Below are 17678 nucleotides of genomic sequence, written 5' to 3'. Positions count from 1 at the left end.
TTTCAGTGCGGAATGAGTGCTTGCTTTCAATGGGTGGCGATGTGCATCGCAGGAAATGGTGAATGCGTGTTTCCTGCGTCTTTTTGCAATGTCTGAAGGCTGGTACGGCTTGGTGCCATCAATGCATGCGCTGATATAGCGCAGCTGGCTGCGCGCCATGGGGTTCCCGGTTCATGGGAGAGAGGTTTGACGTTGTTGTGATTTGTTTCAAATTGCCGATAACTATTGCTGATAGGCTTTCGGGCTTGCCGGGCGCGGTCGTTTCTTCATTCAATGCGCCTGGCGATGACAAACACTTGGAGAGGGAGCTTCGGTGTCGCGTGTATTAGGAACAGAGAGCGAAGTGCTGGCGCTATCGCCGGACGCTTCCTCCAGCAAGGCCGCCAAGGGGCTGCAATCGCCCGCCAAATGGCCCACCATGGGTGCCAACGATGTGGCGGTGTGGGGCGAGTGCCAGGGCAGCGGCAGCAAGCCCTACCAGACCCAGGTGGACCTGTCGGGCCCCTCCTTCAAATGCTCTTGCCCCAGCCGCAAGTTCCCCTGCAAGCATGGGCTGGCGCTGATGCTGATGCGTGCGGGCGGCCAGGTCACCGAGGGCGGCGATCCACCGGCCTGGGTGCAGACCTGGCTGGACAGCCGCCAGGAAAAGGCCGAGAAGAAGGAGGCCAAGGCAGCCGCCGCGGCGGCCGAGCCGCCACCCGATCCCGAGGTTGCGGCCAGGCAGCAGGCCAGGCGCGAAGACAAGCGCTGGGACAAGGTCGAGGCGGGCCTGCAGGAACTGTCGCTGTGGATGCAGGACATGGTGCGCGCGGGCCTGGCCAACCAGGCCGGCGACTCCCAGATGCGCCAGCGCTGGAACACCATGGCCGCGCGCATGGTCGATGCGCAGGCCACGGGCATGGCGGCACGCATCAAGGACTGCCGGGATCTGGTGGACAGCCACCGCGACTGGCCGCGCGACATGCTGGTGCAGCTGGGCCACTGGCAGCTGATCATCGACGCCGTGCGCCGCCGCGAATCGCTGAGCCCCGAGGTCAAGGCCGACGTGATGGCCGCGCTGGGCTGGCCCATGGACAAGGCCGAAGTGCAGGCCCGCGGCCAACTGGTCGAGGACGAATGGCTGGTGGCCGGCCTGCGCATGATCGAGCGCGAAGGCCGGCTCATGGAGCGCCGCGTCTGGCTGCACGGGCAGCGCACGGGCCGCATGGCCCTGGTGCTGGACTATGCGCAGGGCGGGCGCGGCTTCGAATCGGCCTGGGTGCCTGGCCATCGCTACGGATGCGCGCTGAATTTCTACCCGGGCCATGCGCCGCTGCGCGCCATTGCCGCCAACGGCAACGGGCCTGCGCTGCCTGCCGAGGGCGCCAGCCCGCTGGACACCTCGGCCGTGGGCGACGTCCTGCAGCAGATGGGCCGGCGCATTGCCGCCAACCCGCTGCAGGCCACGCAGCCGTTGTGCCAGGAAGGGTTGCGCCTGGTGCCTGCCCAGGGCCAATGGTTTGCGGCCTGGCCCGATGCGCCGGGCGCATCGGCGGCTGCGCCCGGCGTGTCTGCTGACGGCACTGCCGCGCCTGTGCAACCCGTTCCCGTGGCCATTGACGATGCCGAAGCCTGGCGCCTGCTGGCGCTCAGCGGCGGCGCGCCCATGCAGCTGTTTGGCGAATGGGAGCCCGGCCCGGCCGTGGGCCGCTGGCGCCTGCTGAGCGCCTGGCAGGCCCGCGAGGGCGAAAGCGCCCGGCAATGTATCTGGCAGAACCAGGGTGAACCGGTATGAGCAACACACAACTTTGGACTGCGCTGCAGCAATCGGCCATGGTCGGCTCGGACCGGCTGGCCGTGCCGCCTGCGCTGGCTTCGGGCGTTGATCCGTCTGCCCCGTGGTCGCAGCAGGCCGTGCAGGCCGCGCTGCTGCCCCGGGCGGACCTGCCCGGCGACTCGCCCGCCCAGCAACTGCTGCGCGCCAGCGCCGTGGCGGCCGTGTTCGAGCGCGCAGGCTGGCAGCCCGGCGCGCAGGTGCGCCTGCCGGCGCCGCTGGCCGTGCCGGCCGCGGCGCCTGCAGAATCGCGCCCCGCGCCTGCCGATGCTCGCTTGCAGACCTTGATGGGCGACGTGCTCAAGGACGGGCCGTTCGAGCTGCAGGCCTCGATGCTGCGCACCCTGGACCAGGCGGGCCAGCGCCTGCCCCATGACCTGCTGGTGCCTGCGCTGGAGCAGGGCCGCCAGTCCGTGGAGCTGCGCCAGTGGCTGGCCCCGGTGCTGGGCGAGCGCGGGCGCTGGCTGGGCGCGCTCAATCCGCAATGGAGCTATGCCAGCGGCGTGGAGGAAACCGCCGACCCCGAACTGGTCTGGCAGGAGGGCTCGGTCGAGCAGCGCGTGGCCCTGCTGCGCAGCGAGCGCGCGGCCGATGCCGCCCAGGCCCGTGCGCGGCTGGAAGGCAGCCTGAAGGAGCTGGGCGCCAAGGAGCGCCTGCCCATGGTCCAGGCACTGACCGTGGGGCTGGGCATGGACGACGAGCCGCTGCTCGAAAAACTGCTGTCCGACCGCAGCAAGGAAATCCGCGAGAACGCCGCGCAAATGCTCTCGTGCCTGCCGGACAGCGCGCACAGCCAGCGCGTCATGGGCTGGATGCAGTCCATGCTGCAGCAGGACGACAAGGGCCAGTGGATCGTGGAGCCTCCCGAGGAAGGCCTCAAGGAATGGGAGCGCGACGGCATCACGCTCAAGCCCGATGCCTACTTCCGTGGCGGCAAGAAGGCCTGGCTGCTGGAGCAGATGGTGCAGCTCACCCCGGTGTCCTTCTGGACCCGGGCCCTGGGCCTGACGCCCCTGGAAGTGATGGAGTGGAGCCGGCGCAGCGACTGGAAATCCTCGCTGCGCCAGGGCTGGGTGCGGGCCCTGCAGTACCAGCTGGACGTGGAATGGATCGATGCCGCCCAGGCCCTGGGCCGCGACATGCGCCACGATGCGCTGCTGCCCGCCCTCATGGCCCGGCTGTCCCCCGAAGAACGCGAGTCCCGCTGGATTGCCCAGTTCGAGCGCGACAGGCACAAGCTCATCGACGCCATCGAGGGCATGTCCCAGTCGCTGGGCGGTGCCGAACTGCTCTCGCCGGCGCTGTCGGCGCGGCTGACCGAGGCACTGCATGTGGCCGTGGGCGGCAAGCAGATCACGGGCAACTGGCACAGCTACCGCGCCGACCAGGCCCTGCTGTCCTGCGCGCGAATGCTGGACGTGACCGCGCTGGAGCGCTTTGCCGAGCTGTGGCGCAAGCCCTCGGTGCTGGATGCACAGGTCGAGCCCGAGCCGGAGCCCCCGGCCGAGCCTGTTGCAGAGACCGCAGCCGCTTCGGCATCTGCAGCAACAGCCGCCCCGGCCATTCCCCTCACGCCCCAGCAGCAGGCGCGCCTCGAACGCAGCCGCGCGCGGCCCTGGGACGAGGAGCGCATGCGCGGCCACCTGGAGCGCATCGTCGAGCTGCGCCTGGGCCTGCACCAGGCCTTCATCGCACTGCGCGGCCAGGCCTGAGGCCGGGCGCGCTTTGCCACCCACCCCCTACCGAATCCAATTCCCATCCCTTTCCGGAAGCACACCATGAGCCAAGTCCTGCGCCAGCATGCCGAACAGCAATTCGCCGAAGAACTCGAAGCCCTGCGCAAGGTGGACGACCGTCCGCGTCCGCCCAACTGGAAGCTGTCGCCCTGGGCCGTGCTCCAGTACCTGATGGGCGGCAAGCTCGGCAACGGCTTCGAGGTCAGCCCCAAGTACATCGGCAATCCGCGCCTGATGGAAATCGCCGTCTCCACCCTGGCCACCGACCGCGCCCTGCTGCTGTACGGCGTGCCGGGCACGGCCAAGTCCTGGGTGTCCGAGCACCTGTCGGCCGCCGTCAGCGGCGACTCCACCATGCTGGTGCAGGGCACGGCCGGCACCAGCGAGGAGCAGCTGCGCTACGGCTGGAACTACGCGCAGCTGCTGGCCCATGGCCCGTCCGAGAAGGCGCTGATTCCCAGCCCCCTGGTCAACGCCATGAAGCTGGGCAAGATCGCCCGCATCGAAGAGCTGACCCGCATCCCGGCCGACGTGCAGGACACGCTGATCACCGTGCTGTCTGAAAAGACCCTGCCCGTGCCCGAGCTGGGCACCGAGGTGCAGGCCGTGCAGGGCTTCTCGGTCATCGCCACGGCCAACAACCGCGACAAGGGCGTGAACGAGCTGTCCAGCGCGCTCAAGCGCCGCTTCAACACCGTGGTCCTGCCCGTGCCGGCATCGCAGGACGAGGAAGTGCAGATCGTCACCAAGCGCGTGGCCGAGCAGGGCCGCGCCCTGGCCCTGCCCGCCGAGCCGCCGGCCCTGCAGGAAGTGCGCCGGGTGGTGCAGATCTTCCGCGAGCTGCGCAACGGCCAGACCGAGGACGGCAAGACCGTGCGCGTGAAGTCGCCCAGCAGCACGCTGTCCACGGCCGAGGCCATCTCGGTCATCAACAGCGGCATGGCGCTGGCCGGGCATTTCGGCGACGGCGTGCTGCGCGCGGGCGATGTGGCCTCGGGCCTGCTGGGCGCCGTGATCAAGGACCCGGTGCAGGACAGCGTGGTCTGGAAGGAATACCTGGAGACCGTGGTCAAGGAGCGCAGCGACTGGAAGGACCTGTACCGCGCCTGCCGCGAGCAGCTCTGAAGCCCGCACTCCCGCACCGCTGACCGACCGCATCTTCTGCGCATCTCCTGCGCACTTCCCGTATGGCCACCTCTGCCAATCCGCTTCATTTCTTCGGCATCCGCCACCATGGCCCGGGCTGCGCGCGCAGCCTGCTGCAGGCCCTGGAGCAGCTGCAGCCCGACTGCCTGCTGGTCGAAGGCCCGCCCGAGGGCGAGTCCCTGCTGCCCATGCTGCAGCATGCCGACCTGCAGCCGCCCGTGGCCATGCTGGTCTATGTGCAGGACAGCCCGGCCCATGCCGCCTTCTATCCCTACGCCGAGTTCTCGCCCGAATGGCAGGCCCTGCAATGGGCGGCGCGCCAGGGCGTGGCCACGCGCTTCATCGACCTGCCCCAGACCCACCGCATGGCGCTGGACATGGCCGAGCAGGAGCGGCGCCGGGCCGAGGCGGCGGCAGCAGATGCAGGCGATGCGGGCGAGGATGCGGGCGATGAAGGCCAGGATGCAGATGCAGATGCAGATGCCGACACCGGCTCCGACCCCGGCGCCGCTGCGGCAGACGGCAGCCAGCTCCAGAGCAATGCCGCCGAGGCCCTGGACCGCGACGACACCACGCAGTCCGTGCCGGCTGCCGACCTCGCCGTCGATCCCTCGGACTCCGGCAGGCGGGACTGGCGCGATCCGCTGGACCTGCTGGCCGAGGCCGCAGGCTACCCCGACGGCGAAAGCTGGTGGAACCGCATGGTCGAGGAGCGCGGCGACGGCGCCACCCTGTTCGAGGGCATTGCCGAAGCCATGGCCGTGGTGCGCGCCGAGCTGCCCAACGAAGTGCGCGGAGAACGCCACGCCCGGCGCGAGGCGCTGCGCGAAGCCTGGATGCGCCAGTGCATGCGCGAGGCCGTCAAGGCCGGCCACCAGCGCATTGCCGTGGTCTGCGGCGCATGGCATGTGCCGGCCCTGCAGGCCCAGGTCACCGCCAAGGCCGATGCCGCCACGCTCAAGGGCCTGCCCAAGGCCAAGGTCCAGGCCACCTGGGCGCCCTGGACCTACCGCAACCTGTGCTCGTCCAGCGGCTATGGAGCGGGCGTGGATTCGCCGGGCTGGTATGAACACCTGTGGCGCTGCTCCGAGCCTGCGCCCGAGTCCTTGCTCCAGTCCGCACCTGCTGCCGACCCGGCACGCGCCAGCACCCCGCGCACCGTCGGCTGGCTGGCGCGCGTGGCCCATCTGCTGCGTTCCAAGGACCTGGACTGCTCCAGCGCCCACATCATCGAGGCCACGCGCCTGGCCGAAAGCCTGGCCGCCCTGCGCGGCCACGCCAGCCCGGGCCTGCCCGAGCTGGACGAGGCCATCGTCACCGTCATCAGCATGGGCGAGCGCGCTCCGCTGCGCCTGATCGAGCGCGAACTCAGCGTGGGCGACCGCATCGGCGGCGTGCCCGCCGACGTGCCCCAGGTGCCGCTGCAGCGCGACATCGAGCAGCAGCAAAAAGGCCTGCGCCTCAAGCCCGAGGCGGCCGCCAAGGTCCTGGCCCTGGACCTGCGCAAGGACACGGACCGCGACCGCAGCCACTTCCTGCACCGGCTGCGCCTGCTGGGCATAGAGTGGGGCAGCGTCACCACCGACCAGCAGCGCAACCGGGGCACCTTCCGCGAAAGCTGGCAGCTGCAGTGGGAGCCCGAGCTGGCCGTGCGCGTCATCGAGGCCAGCCGCTACGGCGGCACCCTGGTGCAGGCTGCAGCCGCCAAGGTGCGCCAGGCGCTGACGCCCGAGACACCGCTGCCCGAGCTGGCCAAGACCATCGACGACGCCCTGCTGGCCGACCTGCCGCACCTGGTCGATGCCCTCATGCACGACCTGGCCGACCGCTCTGCCAGCACCGGCGACGTTTCCCAGCTCATGCAGGCGCTGCCGCCGCTGGCCAATGTGCTGCGCTACGGCAGCGTGCGCCAGACCGACACCCAGGCGCTGGCCACGGTGATCGACAGCATGGCGCTGCGTGCCGCCATCGGCCTGCCCCTGGCCTGCATGGCGCTGGATGAAGACGCCGCAAGGCACATGCAGGCCACGGTGCTGCAGGCCCACGAGGCCCTGCGCCTGCGCGATGCCGAGGAGCCGCGCGAGGTCTGGTTCGGCGCCCTGCGCAGCATTGCCCTGGGCGACGCCGGCGCGGCCCTGCTGCGCGGCACGTCCTGCCGCCTGCTGCTGGATGCCCACCGCCTGGACAGCGAGGCCGTGGCCACGCAACTGGGCCGCAATCTCTCGCTGGGCGTGCCGCCGCTGGACGCTGCCGCCTGGCTGGACGGCTTTCTCAACCGCCAGGCCCTGGTGCTGCTGCACGACGACGCCATCTGGGGCGCCGTCGATGCCTGGCTGGCCCAGCTGGGCGAGACCCAGTTCACCCAGATCCTGCCGCTGGTGCGCCGCAGCTTCTCGGCCTTCTCCAACCATGACCGCCAGAGCCTGGGCGAAAAGGCCCGGCGAGGGCAGGGCAGTGCGGCCGTCGTGGCGGCTGCATCCGCAGGTGCCGCAGGCGCGGCAGGCGGCGGTGACGACGGCGCCTGGAACGAGGCGCGCGCCGTGCTTGCCCTTCCCGTACTCGATCAACTGCTGGGCCTGAACCTGCCCGCGCAACTGCTGTCCAGCCCGCAGGAGGCCCAGCCATGAACACCGCTGCCACCGTGAACGATGCATCCCTTGCCGACGCCGATCCGCAGGACCCCGCTGTCCAGCCCACCAACCGGCTGCAGCGCTGGCGCCTGGTGCTGGGCCAGCCGGCCGAGGGCAGCTGCGGCGGGCTGGGCGCCAAGGGCGGCTCCCTCGAAGAGATGGACAAGGCCCTGGCCGCGCTCTACGAAGAAGACAACAAGGACGGCAGCCTCTCGCGCCGGGGCGGCCGGGGCAATTCCTCGCCCAGCGTGGCCCGCTGGCTGGGCGACATCCGCAAGTACTTTCCCAGCCAGGTCGTGCAGGTCATGCAGCGCGACGCCATGGAGCGCCTGAACCTGCGCGAACTCATGCTCCAGCCCGAAATGCTGGAGCATGTGCAGCCCGACGTGCACATGGTGGCCGACCTCATCTCCCTGGGCTCCGTCATCCCGCAGAACACCAAGGAGACCGCGCGCATCGTCGTGCGCAAGGTGGTGGACGACCTCATGCGCCGCCTGGAAGAGCCCATGCGCAGCGCCGTCTCGGGCGCGCTGGACCGCAGCCAGCGCAACCGCCGCCCGCGCCATTCCGAGATCGACTGGAACCGCACCATCCGCGCCAACCTGCGCCACTGGCAGCCCGACTACCGCACCATCGTGCCCGAGACCCTGGTCGGCTACGGCCGCAAGGTCCGCCGCCCGCAGCGCGAAGTCATCCTGTGCATAGACCAGAGCGGCTCCATGGCCAACTCCGTCGTCTACTCCAGCATCTTCGGTGCCGTCATGGCCAGCCTGCCGGCCGTCGCTACCCGTCTGGTGGTCTTCGACACGGCGGTGGTGGACCTGACCGACAAGCTCTCCGACCCCGTGGACGTGCTGTTCGGCGTGCAACTGGGCGGCGGCACCGACATCAACCGCGCCGTGGGCTACTGCCAGGGCCTGATCAGCGAGCCGCGCAATGCCATCGTCGTGCTCATCTCCGACCTCTACGAAGGCGGCGTGGAAAGCGGCCTGCTGCGACGTGCCTCCGAGCTGGTGGAGTCGGGCGTGCAGTTCATCACGCTGCTGGCGCTCAGCGACGAAGGCGCGCCTGCCTACGATGCACAATTGGCCGCCAAGCTGGCCGCGCTGGGCGTGCCCTCGTTTGCCTGCACGCCGGACGCCTTCCCGCAGCTCATGGCCGCCGCCATCCGCCGCGACGACGTGGCGGCCTGGGCGGCAGGGCAGGGCTTCAAGACAAGCAAGTAGCGGATGGCCGCTCAGGCCGGTGGCCCGGCCGGCCGCCGGGCCTCTCCTACACGGGCAGGACATGCCCGTGCCCCATGATGGCGCCCAGGCCGCAAGGCCCCCCAACAATTCACTGGAGAAACGCGATGGCTGGTGCTGGTTTGCTGATGCTGCTTGACGATATTGCCGCGATCCTTGACGACGTGGCCCTCATGACCAAGGTCGCGGCCCGCAAGAGCGTGGCCATGGCCGACGATGTGTCCGTCATGACCAAGGTGGCTGCGCAGAAGACGGCCGGCGTGCTGGGCGATGACCTGGCCCTCAACGCCCAGCAGGTCACGGGCGTGCGCGCCGAGCGCGAGATTCCCGTGGTCTGGGCCGTGGCCAAGGGCTCGCTGGTCAACAAGGTCATCCTCGTGCCGACGGCGCTGCTCATCAGCGCCTTCATTCCCTGGGCTGTCACGCCGCTGCTCATGGTCGGCGGCGCCTTTCTGTGCTTTGAGGGTTGCGAGAAGCTGGCCCACAAATTCCTGCATTCGCCCGAGGAAGATGCCGTGGAGCGCGAGCGCCTCACCCAGGCCAATGCCGATGCGAGCGTCGATCTCGTCGCCATGGAAAAGGACAAGATCAAGGGCGCCGTGCGCACCGACTTCATCCTCTCGGCCGAGATCATCGCCATTACCCTGGGCACCGTGGCCTCGGCGCCGTTCGGGCAGCAGGTCGCCGTGCTGGCGGGCATTGCCCTCATCATGACCTTGGGCGTCTATGGCCTGGTGGCCGGCATCGTCAAGCTCGATGACCTGGGACTGTGGCTGGGCCAGCGTGCCAGCGCCGCGGCCCGCGCGCTGGGCCGGGGCATCGTCGCCGCCGCGCCCTGGCTCATGAAGGGGCTGTCCGTTGCGGGCACGGCCGCCATGTTCCTGGTGGGTGGCGGCATCCTCGTGCACGGCGTGCCTGCGCTGCACCACGCCGTGGAGGGCCTGGGCGATGCCGTGGCCCAGGGCGCGCTGGGCGGCCTGTGGCGCGTGCTGGCGGTGAATGTGCTCAACGCGGTGGCCGGCATCGTGGCCGGCGCCATCGTGCTGGCGGCTGTCGAAGGCATCAAGCGCCTGCGCCGCCGCTGAGTCGCCGCAAGCAAGGCCTGCCGGGGCTGCAGCCGGCAGAGCACACCAGGGGGGCCGTCAGGCCCCCTTTTCGATGGAATCTGCATGGAATTTGCACCTCAGCGCATTGCATTTGACTGTGGGCGCAAGCACGTGCATTTCCCCTGGAACTCTGCAAGGCCTGGCGTCCTCCTGTCCCTTGGCGGCGGCGCAATGCACTTGCGCCTGCAGGCCTCCGAGGTTCCGTGAACGGCCCATCGCCGCGCCAGAGCCATTGTCGGGACCGGGCGGCTGAAGCTGATTCCGCGCGGGTCCCTGGATTTTCATCAGGGGGATTCCATGATTTCCAATCTCACCAAGGCCAATGTGCTGCGCTCCGTCATCGCCGGCTGCTCGGTCGCGCAAGCGGGCAAGGCCGAGAAACTCGGCACCGAACGCGCACGCACCGCCCTCAATCGCATCTGCGAACTGCTGAATCTGCCCAACGACCTGGACGCCATACATGCGGAGCCGGACCTGTACCTCGAATCCCTGGCCCATTTCGAGAGCCTGCCCCAGTTCGAGCTGCGCACTCCCCTGGTGGCCAAGCTCAGGCAGGTCCTGGGCCTGCGCTCCTGCAGGCAACTGACGCCGGCCATGCTGGCGCAAGTCACCGCGTCACAGCTCATCAACCAGGGCATCTCCATCGTCGCGCTGGCCGATCTGCAGCAATGGCTGCTCAAGCACGATCTGTCGCTGCGGCACAGTCCGCCCGTCACGGAAGTGGACTTCAGGGAGGCCAGGAAAGCCATTGCCCTGCTGGATGCCTTCGACTTCGATACCGAATCGCTGGAATGGCAAATGAATCACCTTGCCCGTCCGCGCGCCAGGGGCAGGGGAAGGCGTGCCGCCGCCACGGCCCCCTCAACTGGCAGGCCTGCAGGTGAATCCCCTTCTGCCGGCTCCGCTCCTGCGTCTGCGTCTGCGTCTGCTTCTGCGCCCTAATATCGGCTTTCCCGAACCAAGCTCAGCACACCATGAAGCTCCCCTTGCTTGCCGCCATGGCCCTTGCACTGCAGCTGCTGGCGCCAGCGCCCGCCATGGCAGCCGACGACATCGTCTTCAAGGACAGTGCCGGCCGCGTGCTCAAGCGCAGCGACCTGGACAAGGCCGATGGCCGTTTCAGCTGGGAACTGCCCCGCGCCACACCCGTCAGCCAGGCGGCGCGCGATGCCCATGCCCTGGGCCGCGCCGCAGGGCAGCGCGGTGACAACCGGGCTGCGCTGGCGCATTTCGAGACCGCCTCGAAGCTGGCGCCGGACTGGCCTTATCCCGTCTACGACGCCGCATTCACCTACCTGCTGCAAAAGGACTTCGATGCGGCCTATCGCCACTACCGGCGCGTGGATGCAATGGCTCCCAGGGGTTTCTTCATGGCCAAGACGGCCGTGCACAGCCTGCGCATGGAGCGCGATGGCAAGCTCCCGCAAGGCACCTATCTGCGCTACCTCGCCCTGGAGTGGGAGACCGACAGGAGCAAGGTGCGCCAGGCCGCCCTGGCCATGACCCGCGAAACCCCTGGCTTCGCCCCCGCCTGGAAGACAGCCGCCCTGATGGAGGACGACCCCGACCAATGCCTTGCCCTGCTGGACAGCGGCCTGAAGGCCGACCCCGATGCCGAGACCCGCGGCTTTCTGCTCCTGAACAAGGCCATGGTGCTGCGCGAACGCAACCAGATCCCAGAGGCCATGGTGATGCTGGGAGAGCTTGCGTTAGACCCGCAGTCTCCGCTGGATGTCGAGGCCCTGGCGCGGCACACGCTGGCGCAGTGGGCGCGGCCTTGACGCTGGCACCTGCACATTCCGCCCTGCAGCCCGCTCAGCGCAGGGCGAGCTCCACGGCCTCCGCAGACAACCCGTAGGCCTCGACAAAGACCTCGATGCGGTCCTGCGTTTGCGCGTCCACAAACGTCTCCATACCCACGCTGTCCATCTCCCCTGACAGCATCTGGCCCGTATTCACGGGGCGGGTATCGAGTTGCTGCGCCAGCACGCAGCTGTCCTCTCCCTCCGGCTGCAGGCCGATGAGCCCCGTCTGGTTGTTGATGGCAATCACCCTGGCTTGTCTTTGCATGCTCCACCCTGTCGTCTGAATCCGTCGTTTCTGGAATGGCGAGAAGGCGTCGCCTTGTGCAACGCCCCTGCCTGTCCTGGCGACTGTAGGCAAGGCTTGGGGACGGCGGTAGAGGCCCGGGGCTTGGTGGACTGCCAAGGGAAATTTACGAATGGCTGTCTGGTTTTTTGCTTTTGCAAGTGAATGCGTGTGGAAGGTCGCAGCAACAGTTGATTTGAGATTGCCTAGAATAGGTCGGCAAGTGACCTCAAAGGAGCAAAAGATGACCATCATCCGTACTACTGTGGATGACAAGATCTACGACAGCGCTGCCGACATACTTTCTACGCTGGGCATGGATGTGAACGCCGCCGTGCGCATGTTTCTGCAGGGCGTTGTGCTGCACAACGGGATTCCCTTTGACCTGCGGCTGACTGCGGAGCAGGTGCAGGCGATGCGGCTGCGTCGCGAGACAAACCGGCAGGCCACTTTGGAGGCGAGAGAAATCGCCAGAGGCGGTGAACCTGGACATGCCTCGGTTGAAGCCATGCTGCGGGCCCTGGAAAAGGATGAAGCCTGATGGCCGGCAAGAAGGGCTACAGGCTGCGCACCATCGCGTACACCAAGACCTTCAAGAAGGACTACCAGCGCATGGCGGCATCAGGCCGCTACGACATGGCTCTGGTGAACCAGGTCGGCGGCCTGCTCATCGCCCACACGGTGCAGCAGGTGCTGTCGGCGCAGTGGAGCGATCACGCCTTGATCGCCGACGATGAATGGGACGCGGGCGATCGGGATATTCATCTGGGGGGCGACTTCCTGCTGATCTACCGCATTGATCCGCATCCCGAAGCCAAGGACATGGAGATCGTCATCTTCAAGCGCCTTGGAACCCACAGCGATCTGTTTGGCTGCCCGCGGCCATCGCAGGCCGCAGGCAGCCTCCCCCTCTCAGCTCCCCAGCGCCCCGCGCACGGCAGCGCGCTCGCCCATGCGCTTGAAATGTGCCTGAACCTTGGGGAAGCCGGCGATGTCCACGCCGTCGCCTTCCAGCCAGCCGGCGATGGTGAACAGATAGGCGTCGGCCACGGAATAGTCGGCGCCCAGCACCCAGGGCGCGTCGCCCAGGTAATGGCGCTCTATCACGCCAAAGCATTCGACCATGTTGGCTGCTACCTTACGCTGCATGGAGGTAATGGCCGCCTCGTCATCGGCCCAGCGGCCTGCGCGCCGGCCGTGGGCGTGGGCCACGTGCACGGTGGAGGACAGGTAGCCGTGGAACTCCTGCATGTGGGCGAAGGCATAGGCATCGTCCAGCGGGGCAAGCCGGGCTTCGGGAAAGCGCCGGGCAATATAGGCGAGCAGGGCCGGCGTTTCGGTGAGCACGCCGCGCTCGGTCACCAGGGCGGGCACGCGGCCCTTGGGATTGATGGCCAGGTATTCGGGGCTGCGCTGCTCGCCCTTGGAGAAATCGAGCTTGACGACTTCATGGGGCGCATTGGCCTCGATCAGGGCGATGCGGGCGGCCAGGGCGCAGGTGCCGGGAGCGTAGTAGAGCTTGAGGGTGGTCATGAAAGAGACGGGTAGGAGTGGGATACGGGCAGATTCTGCCGTCGGCGCCGATGGCCGGACCGGCCCTCCAACTTAGTGCGGATTGCACGGTCGTGCAAGCGGCATCGTTGTCTTGTCCTATGCCTGCTCGGCATTCCAGCGCACGGTGCGTGCGGGCAGGTCAATGTGGATGGTGTGGCGGCCGCCGTCATGCAGTAGCAGGTCCAGCTTCCCGTCCTGGCCATCCACGAACGTGATGCCTTCAATCATGGGTGCGTCGATCAGGTCGTTGCAGTCGAGCGCGATCCAGGCATCGGTTTGCAGATCCAGCAGACGCAGATGGGGGAAGTCGGGGTCCTCGCCATATTCGATGCAGGCCACCATGGCCCAGGGCTTGGAGAAGGCCACGGCCGTGAGGGTGCTATCCGGGCTCTGCGCGCAGGCGCGCGCCTGCAGGGCATCGAGCAGCGTGGGCATGTCGTCCAGCATGTGTGCATAGGGAGACTCGGGCGGCACGGTGCGTACCGGCCGGGTGGCGGCCTTGGCGCTTTCGGCGCGTTTGGCAGGCTCTGCCGTTGGGGTGCTGCGCCTGCGGCCCGCTGGCGGAAGGTGCTGGATTTTGCCGCCCGCAATGCCCAGAAAGACACCGCATTCGCTCACGCTCAGATGCCTGTAGTTGCGGCTGCTGCACGGGGTTTCCCAAAGCGGGGCGCCGGTGTCCGGGTCCACGGCGACAAGATAGGCCCGCTCCATGCCGTCCTCGTGCCTGTCCTGTATTCCATAAAGGACGCCGGCATGGCATTGCGGCGCGCTGACATGGGTAGGCGACAGGCACGGTCCGAAACGGTTGCTGCGAATGTCATAGCCATACATGCCCTGGCGTGCAAAGCAGAAATAGACCACGCCGTCACGATGCGCTGCCCGCTGGGCATGCACATGCCGGCGCTCATCGTCAGGTTGAACGGGAGGTGTGATGGCCAGGACTTCGCCGCTGCAAGGATGGATGCGAAGCCAGGGTGCATCGATGTCCACGTGGTCTCTGCTGCCGGGGCCGAACACGGCCCACGCGCCTGCAATGGCGGGCGAGTACAGGTCGCGGGCACTGTCCACCCATAGCACATGCTCGGTGTGCCCGTCGGTTTCATGCCAGCGCCGCAGCTCCGAGCGCTCAGGGTGGACGATCCAGCCGTAGACCGCCCCCTCCAGCACAAACGCACCCTGCAGGCCCAGCGCCAGCGTGCTGCCCTGCCAGGTGCGACGGTCCAGCAGCAGATAGCGGCCCTCGGGACTGCTCTCCTCCATCGCGACGAGCCAGCGATGCGCGTCCAGCTCCACGGGAACGGGCCAATGCCTGGCCTGCATGCCCGGCACGGCATGGAAGTCGAACAGGCATTCGCCGGTGCGGGCATCAAGCACCTGGTCGCAGAGCATCAGATGCCGCTCGTCCACGAACCACGACATGCCCTCGCTCTCGCGCATGCGGTGGTCCCAGAGCACGTTGCCGGTGGCCACATCAACGGCGCGCAGAAAGGACGTTGTGCTGTCCCCCTTGTTGCAGTACTCGTAGTAGAGCCGGCCATCGACCACGCTCATGGCGGTGTCGATGATGAAGATGCTCTTGTCTCCAATGGCCTGGGATTTGCCGTAGTGCATGCGCGCCTTTCAAAGACCTGATTGTCGCCAGCAGAGCGCGGTGTGGACTGGGCGAAATGTCAAGTCGATGGCGTGGTGCGCGGCTGAACCAATGCAGCTGCGGCGGTGCAACGCCATCCGATCCAGACGAGCAGGTCCGCGATGCGCTGTGCTGGATGCAGGCTGCACCGAGCGTGCTGCAGATGCATGCCGAGTGGGCTGTCTGTTGCTCTCCGCCGGGCGTTGTTCCAAGAGCGGGGGCCTGCATTGCTCCCCCTGGCGGGCAGCAATGGCGGCACTCAGAACCGATAGGCCGCCGCCACACGCACCTCGCGCCCGAAGCCCAGCGCGCAGAATTGCGCGCCGCCACGGAAGGTGTTGCATTGCGTGCGGTACTGCCTGTCGGTGAGGTTGCTGAGGTTGACCGAGAAGCGCCACGGGCCGGTGGTGTAGGCGGCCATGGCGTCCCACAGCGTGTAGGCGTCGTTCATGGGGGTCTTCACGCCGTCCATGGGCAGCTCGCCAGGCGTGGCGCTGATGTGGCGCAGGCCCAGGCCCAGCTCCAGGGCGCCGCGCTGGTACTTGCCCCACAGCGATGCGGCATGGCGCGGCGTGGCGCCGGGGCGCGCGCCGATCTCGATGGCGTTGTTGCTGCGCGTGACCCTGGAGTCGAGGTAGGTATAGGCCGCAATGGCCGAGAAGCCGCCGCCGATCTCGCCCTGGGCCTGCAGCTCCAGCCCCCGGTTGCGCACTTCGCCGGTCTGCACGTCGAAGCGCGGGTTGAGTGTGGATGGCGTGCGCACATTGCGCTTGCGCAGGTCGAACACGGCGGCGCTGAGCGTGTAGCCGGCCGACGGCGGCGCGTAGCGCAGGCCGGCCTCGAACTGGCGCGCGGTCTCGGGCTCGTAGGGCCTGCCGTTGGCGTCGGTGGCCGTGACCGTGGTCAGCGGCGGCTGGAAGGAGTTGTTGAAGGACACATAGGGCGCCAGGCCGCTGGGCGCCAGGTAGATCAGGCCCAGCCGCCCGGTGACGGCGCTGTCGGTACGGCGCACGGTGGTGATGGCGAAGGGCGCGGTGGCTGCGGCGCGCGCGTCGTAGTCGGTGTCTATGCGTGCGCTGTCGCGGCGCAGGCCGGCGCTGAGCACCCAGCGCTCGCCGAACTTGATCTGGTCCTGCACGTACAGGCCCGCCTGGTGCGTGCGTGCCAGCGCGCGGTCGCTGAGGTAGTTGTCATTCCAGTTCGGCGCGATGTGGATGGGGTTGACCAGGTCCAGCGGCGCCACGGCGCCGTTGAGCGAGTAGATGCGCCAGTCGAGCCTGGAGCGGTAGTAGTCGAAGCCCACGGCCCACTGGTGCGAGACGGCACCCGTCCGGTGGCGGCCTTCGATCTGCGTGTCCATGACCCAGGTCTGTTCGGCGTCGGGCCGCACCATGGCCAGGCGTGCCATGCCGCGCTGGTCGGCCGTCAGGCCCCGGTTGCGCATCTCGCGCCGGTCGTTGCGGCCATCCAGGTAGCGCAGGTTGTTGCGCAGCGTGAGCTGGTCGTTCAGCCGGTGCTCCAGCAGCCAGCCCACGCTGGCGTTGCGCTTGTGGTGGCCAGATCCCGGTCCGCTGACGTTGATGTCCGTGGCCGACCAGCCCGCAGGCGTCTGGCGGTAGTAGGGGATGACGAAGCCGGTTTCGTCCTCCTGGTACTGCGCCAGCACGGTGAGGCTGGTGCGCTCGCCCAGCAGTGTGAAGGAGGGGGCGATGTAGCTGCGGTCGGCGCGCAGGCCGTTCCACTGCGTGCCCGATTCGCGCTTGAGCACGGTCAGCCGTGCCAGCGCCGTGCCCTGTTCATTGATGGCGCCACCGATGTCGGCCGTGAGCTGGCGCCGGTCGTGGCTGCCGAATTCCACGCCCACTTCGCGCTGCATGCCGGCGCGCGGGCGCTTGGTGACGGCATTGATCAGGCCGCCGGGCGCGGACTGGCCGTACAGCACCGAGGCCGGGCCGTGCACGACTTCCAGCCGCTCCAGTCCATACGGCTCCAGGTTGGTCATGAAGCCGTTGTGGACCATGCGCATGCCGTCCCGGTACAGGCCCGTGCCCGTCAGATAGAAACCGCGCACGGCCACGTCGTCATCGGTGATGCCGTAGTCCATGGGACGCACGCCCGCGCTGTAGCGCACGGCTTCGGCCACGCTGGAGATGGCCTGGTCGCGGATCTGGGCCTCGCCGATGATGCTGACCTGCTGCGGCGTCTCCAGCAGCGGCACATCCATCTTCATGGCCGAGGCGCTGCGGCGTGGCGCGTAGCCGGGCACGGCGCCCCAGGCGCTTTCATGCTCGGCATCGGCCAGCACGTTCACGGTAGGCAGTGCATGCTCGGCCGCGGCCCCGGGCCGCGCACGGTGCACGGCCCAGCCGCCTTCGGCCGTGCGCGTGGCCTGCAGCTGGTGCGGGGCGAGCAGGGCAGCAAGTCCTTCTTGCACGCCGCGCGTGCCGCTCAGCGCCGCCGAATGTCGGCCCTGGACCAGGGCTGGATCGAACGAGAGGGTGATGCCTGCCTGGCGCGCGAGGCTGTGCAGGCTGGTCTCCAGTTCACCGGCCGGCAGGTCGAACCGGATGGATCTGGCATCCGGGGCGGAGCTCGGGCTCTGGGCCAGGGCGGTCATGGGCAGGCCCAGCGTGATCAACAGGCCCAGCATCAAGGCCTGTGCAGCCACCGCCGTGGGGCGTGTGCACGAGGGTGGATGGGCGGCGCGGCGGGTGCTGGGCAGGCTGGGCAT

13 protein-coding genes and 1 pseudogene are annotated in these 17678 nt (G+C 68.3%); 10 read left to right on the top strand and 4 right to left on the bottom strand.

The features are described from left to right. Positions 1 to 313 precede the first annotated feature (313 nt). From DTS01S_RS12910 to DTS01S_RS12875, 8 genes are all read left to right on the top strand, one after another. Positions 314 to 1774, top strand: coding sequence for an SWIM zinc finger family protein (locus DTS01S_RS12910; protein WP_061287848.1), 1461 nt, complete (start codon positions 314 to 316; stop codon positions 1772 to 1774). Beyond that, entirely contained in the window at positions 1771 to 3525 is a 1755-nt protein-coding gene (locus tag DTS01S_RS12905; protein ID WP_047218383.1) for a DUF5691 domain-containing protein, read from the top strand. Before DTS01S_RS12910 ends, DTS01S_RS12905 begins: the two co-directional genes overlap by 4 nt. Positions 3526 to 3591: 66 nt before the next feature. Then, positions 3592 to 4674, top strand: a complete 1083-nt coding sequence (locus tag DTS01S_RS12900) for an AAA family ATPase (RefSeq protein ID WP_016449186.1) — start codon at positions 3592 to 3594, stop codon at positions 4672 to 4674. A gap of 62 nt (positions 4675 to 4736) precedes the next feature. Further along, positions 4737 to 7322: a DUF5682 family protein gene (locus tag DTS01S_RS12895; protein WP_061287847.1), complete on the top strand. Its 2586-nt coding sequence runs from the start codon at positions 4737 to 4739 to the stop codon at positions 7320 to 7322. After that, positions 7319 to 8551 carry a VWA domain-containing protein gene (locus tag DTS01S_RS12890; protein ID WP_016449188.1) on the top strand — a complete coding sequence of 411 codons (1233 nt, stop codon included), beginning with the start codon at positions 7319 to 7321 and terminating at the stop codon, positions 8549 to 8551. Before DTS01S_RS12895 ends, DTS01S_RS12890 begins: the two co-directional genes overlap by 4 nt. A gap of 125 nt (positions 8552 to 8676) precedes the next feature. Then, positions 8677 to 9654, top strand: coding sequence for a DUF808 domain-containing protein (locus tag DTS01S_RS12885; RefSeq protein WP_016449189.1), 978 nt, complete (start codon positions 8677 to 8679; stop codon positions 9652 to 9654). Between the two features lie 318 nt (positions 9655 to 9972). Next, positions 9973 to 10617: a hypothetical protein gene (locus DTS01S_RS12880; RefSeq protein ID WP_016451378.1), complete on the top strand. Its 645-nt coding sequence runs from the start codon at positions 9973 to 9975 to the stop codon at positions 10615 to 10617. A gap of 32 nt (positions 10618 to 10649) precedes the next feature. Next, a complete protein-coding gene (locus DTS01S_RS12875) occupies positions 10650 to 11456 on the top strand; it encodes a tetratricopeptide repeat protein (RefSeq protein WP_046986773.1) in 807 nt (268 codons plus the stop codon). A gap of 34 nt (positions 11457 to 11490) precedes the next feature. Here the strand turns inward: DTS01S_RS12875 and DTS01S_RS12870 are convergent, their stop codons facing one another. Then, positions 11491 to 11745: a hypothetical protein gene (locus DTS01S_RS12870; protein ID WP_061287846.1), complete on the bottom strand. Its 255-nt coding sequence runs from the start codon at positions 11743 to 11745 to the stop codon at positions 11491 to 11493. Positions 11746 to 12007: 262 nt separating this feature from the next. Here DTS01S_RS12870 and DTS01S_RS12865 point away from each other — a divergent pair, with 262 nt between their 5' ends. Together DTS01S_RS12865 and DTS01S_RS31450 are read left to right on the top strand one after the other, a co-directional pair. Continuing rightward, positions 12008 to 12304 carry a type II toxin-antitoxin system RelB/DinJ family antitoxin gene (locus DTS01S_RS12865; RefSeq protein WP_061287845.1) on the top strand — a complete coding sequence of 99 codons (297 nt, stop codon included), beginning with the start codon at positions 12008 to 12010 and terminating at the stop codon, positions 12302 to 12304. Beyond that, positions 12304 to 12576, top strand: a pseudogene (locus DTS01S_RS31450) (type II toxin-antitoxin system YafQ family toxin); the annotation flags it as partial. The gene DTS01S_RS12865 and the pseudogene DTS01S_RS31450, both read left to right, overlap by 1 nt. Positions 12577 to 12675: 99 nt before the next feature. Here DTS01S_RS31450 and DTS01S_RS12855 read toward each other — a convergent pair. The 3 genes from DTS01S_RS12855 to DTS01S_RS12845 form a co-directional block, all read right to left on the bottom strand. Beyond that, positions 12676 to 13296: a glutathione S-transferase family protein gene (locus tag DTS01S_RS12855; protein WP_061287843.1), complete on the bottom strand. Its 621-nt coding sequence runs from the start codon at positions 13294 to 13296 to the stop codon at positions 12676 to 12678. Positions 13297 to 13413: 117 nt separating this feature from the next. Beyond that, a complete protein-coding gene (locus DTS01S_RS12850; protein WP_061287842.1) occupies positions 13414 to 14928 on the bottom strand; it encodes a hypothetical protein in 1515 nt (504 codons plus the stop codon). A gap of 278 nt (positions 14929 to 15206) precedes the next feature. Then, a complete protein-coding gene (locus DTS01S_RS12845; RefSeq protein ID WP_061287841.1) occupies positions 15207 to 17678 on the bottom strand; it encodes a TonB-dependent siderophore receptor in 2472 nt (823 codons plus the stop codon).

The organism is Delftia tsuruhatensis NBRC 16741 (assembly GCF_001571325.1).
GTDB classification, from domain to species: domain Bacteria; phylum Pseudomonadota; class Gammaproteobacteria; order Burkholderiales; family Burkholderiaceae_C; genus Comamonas; species Comamonas tsuruhatensis.
The sequence above is the reverse complement of the archived record's forward strand: the minus strand, read 5'-3'. Positions and strand labels throughout refer to the sequence as shown.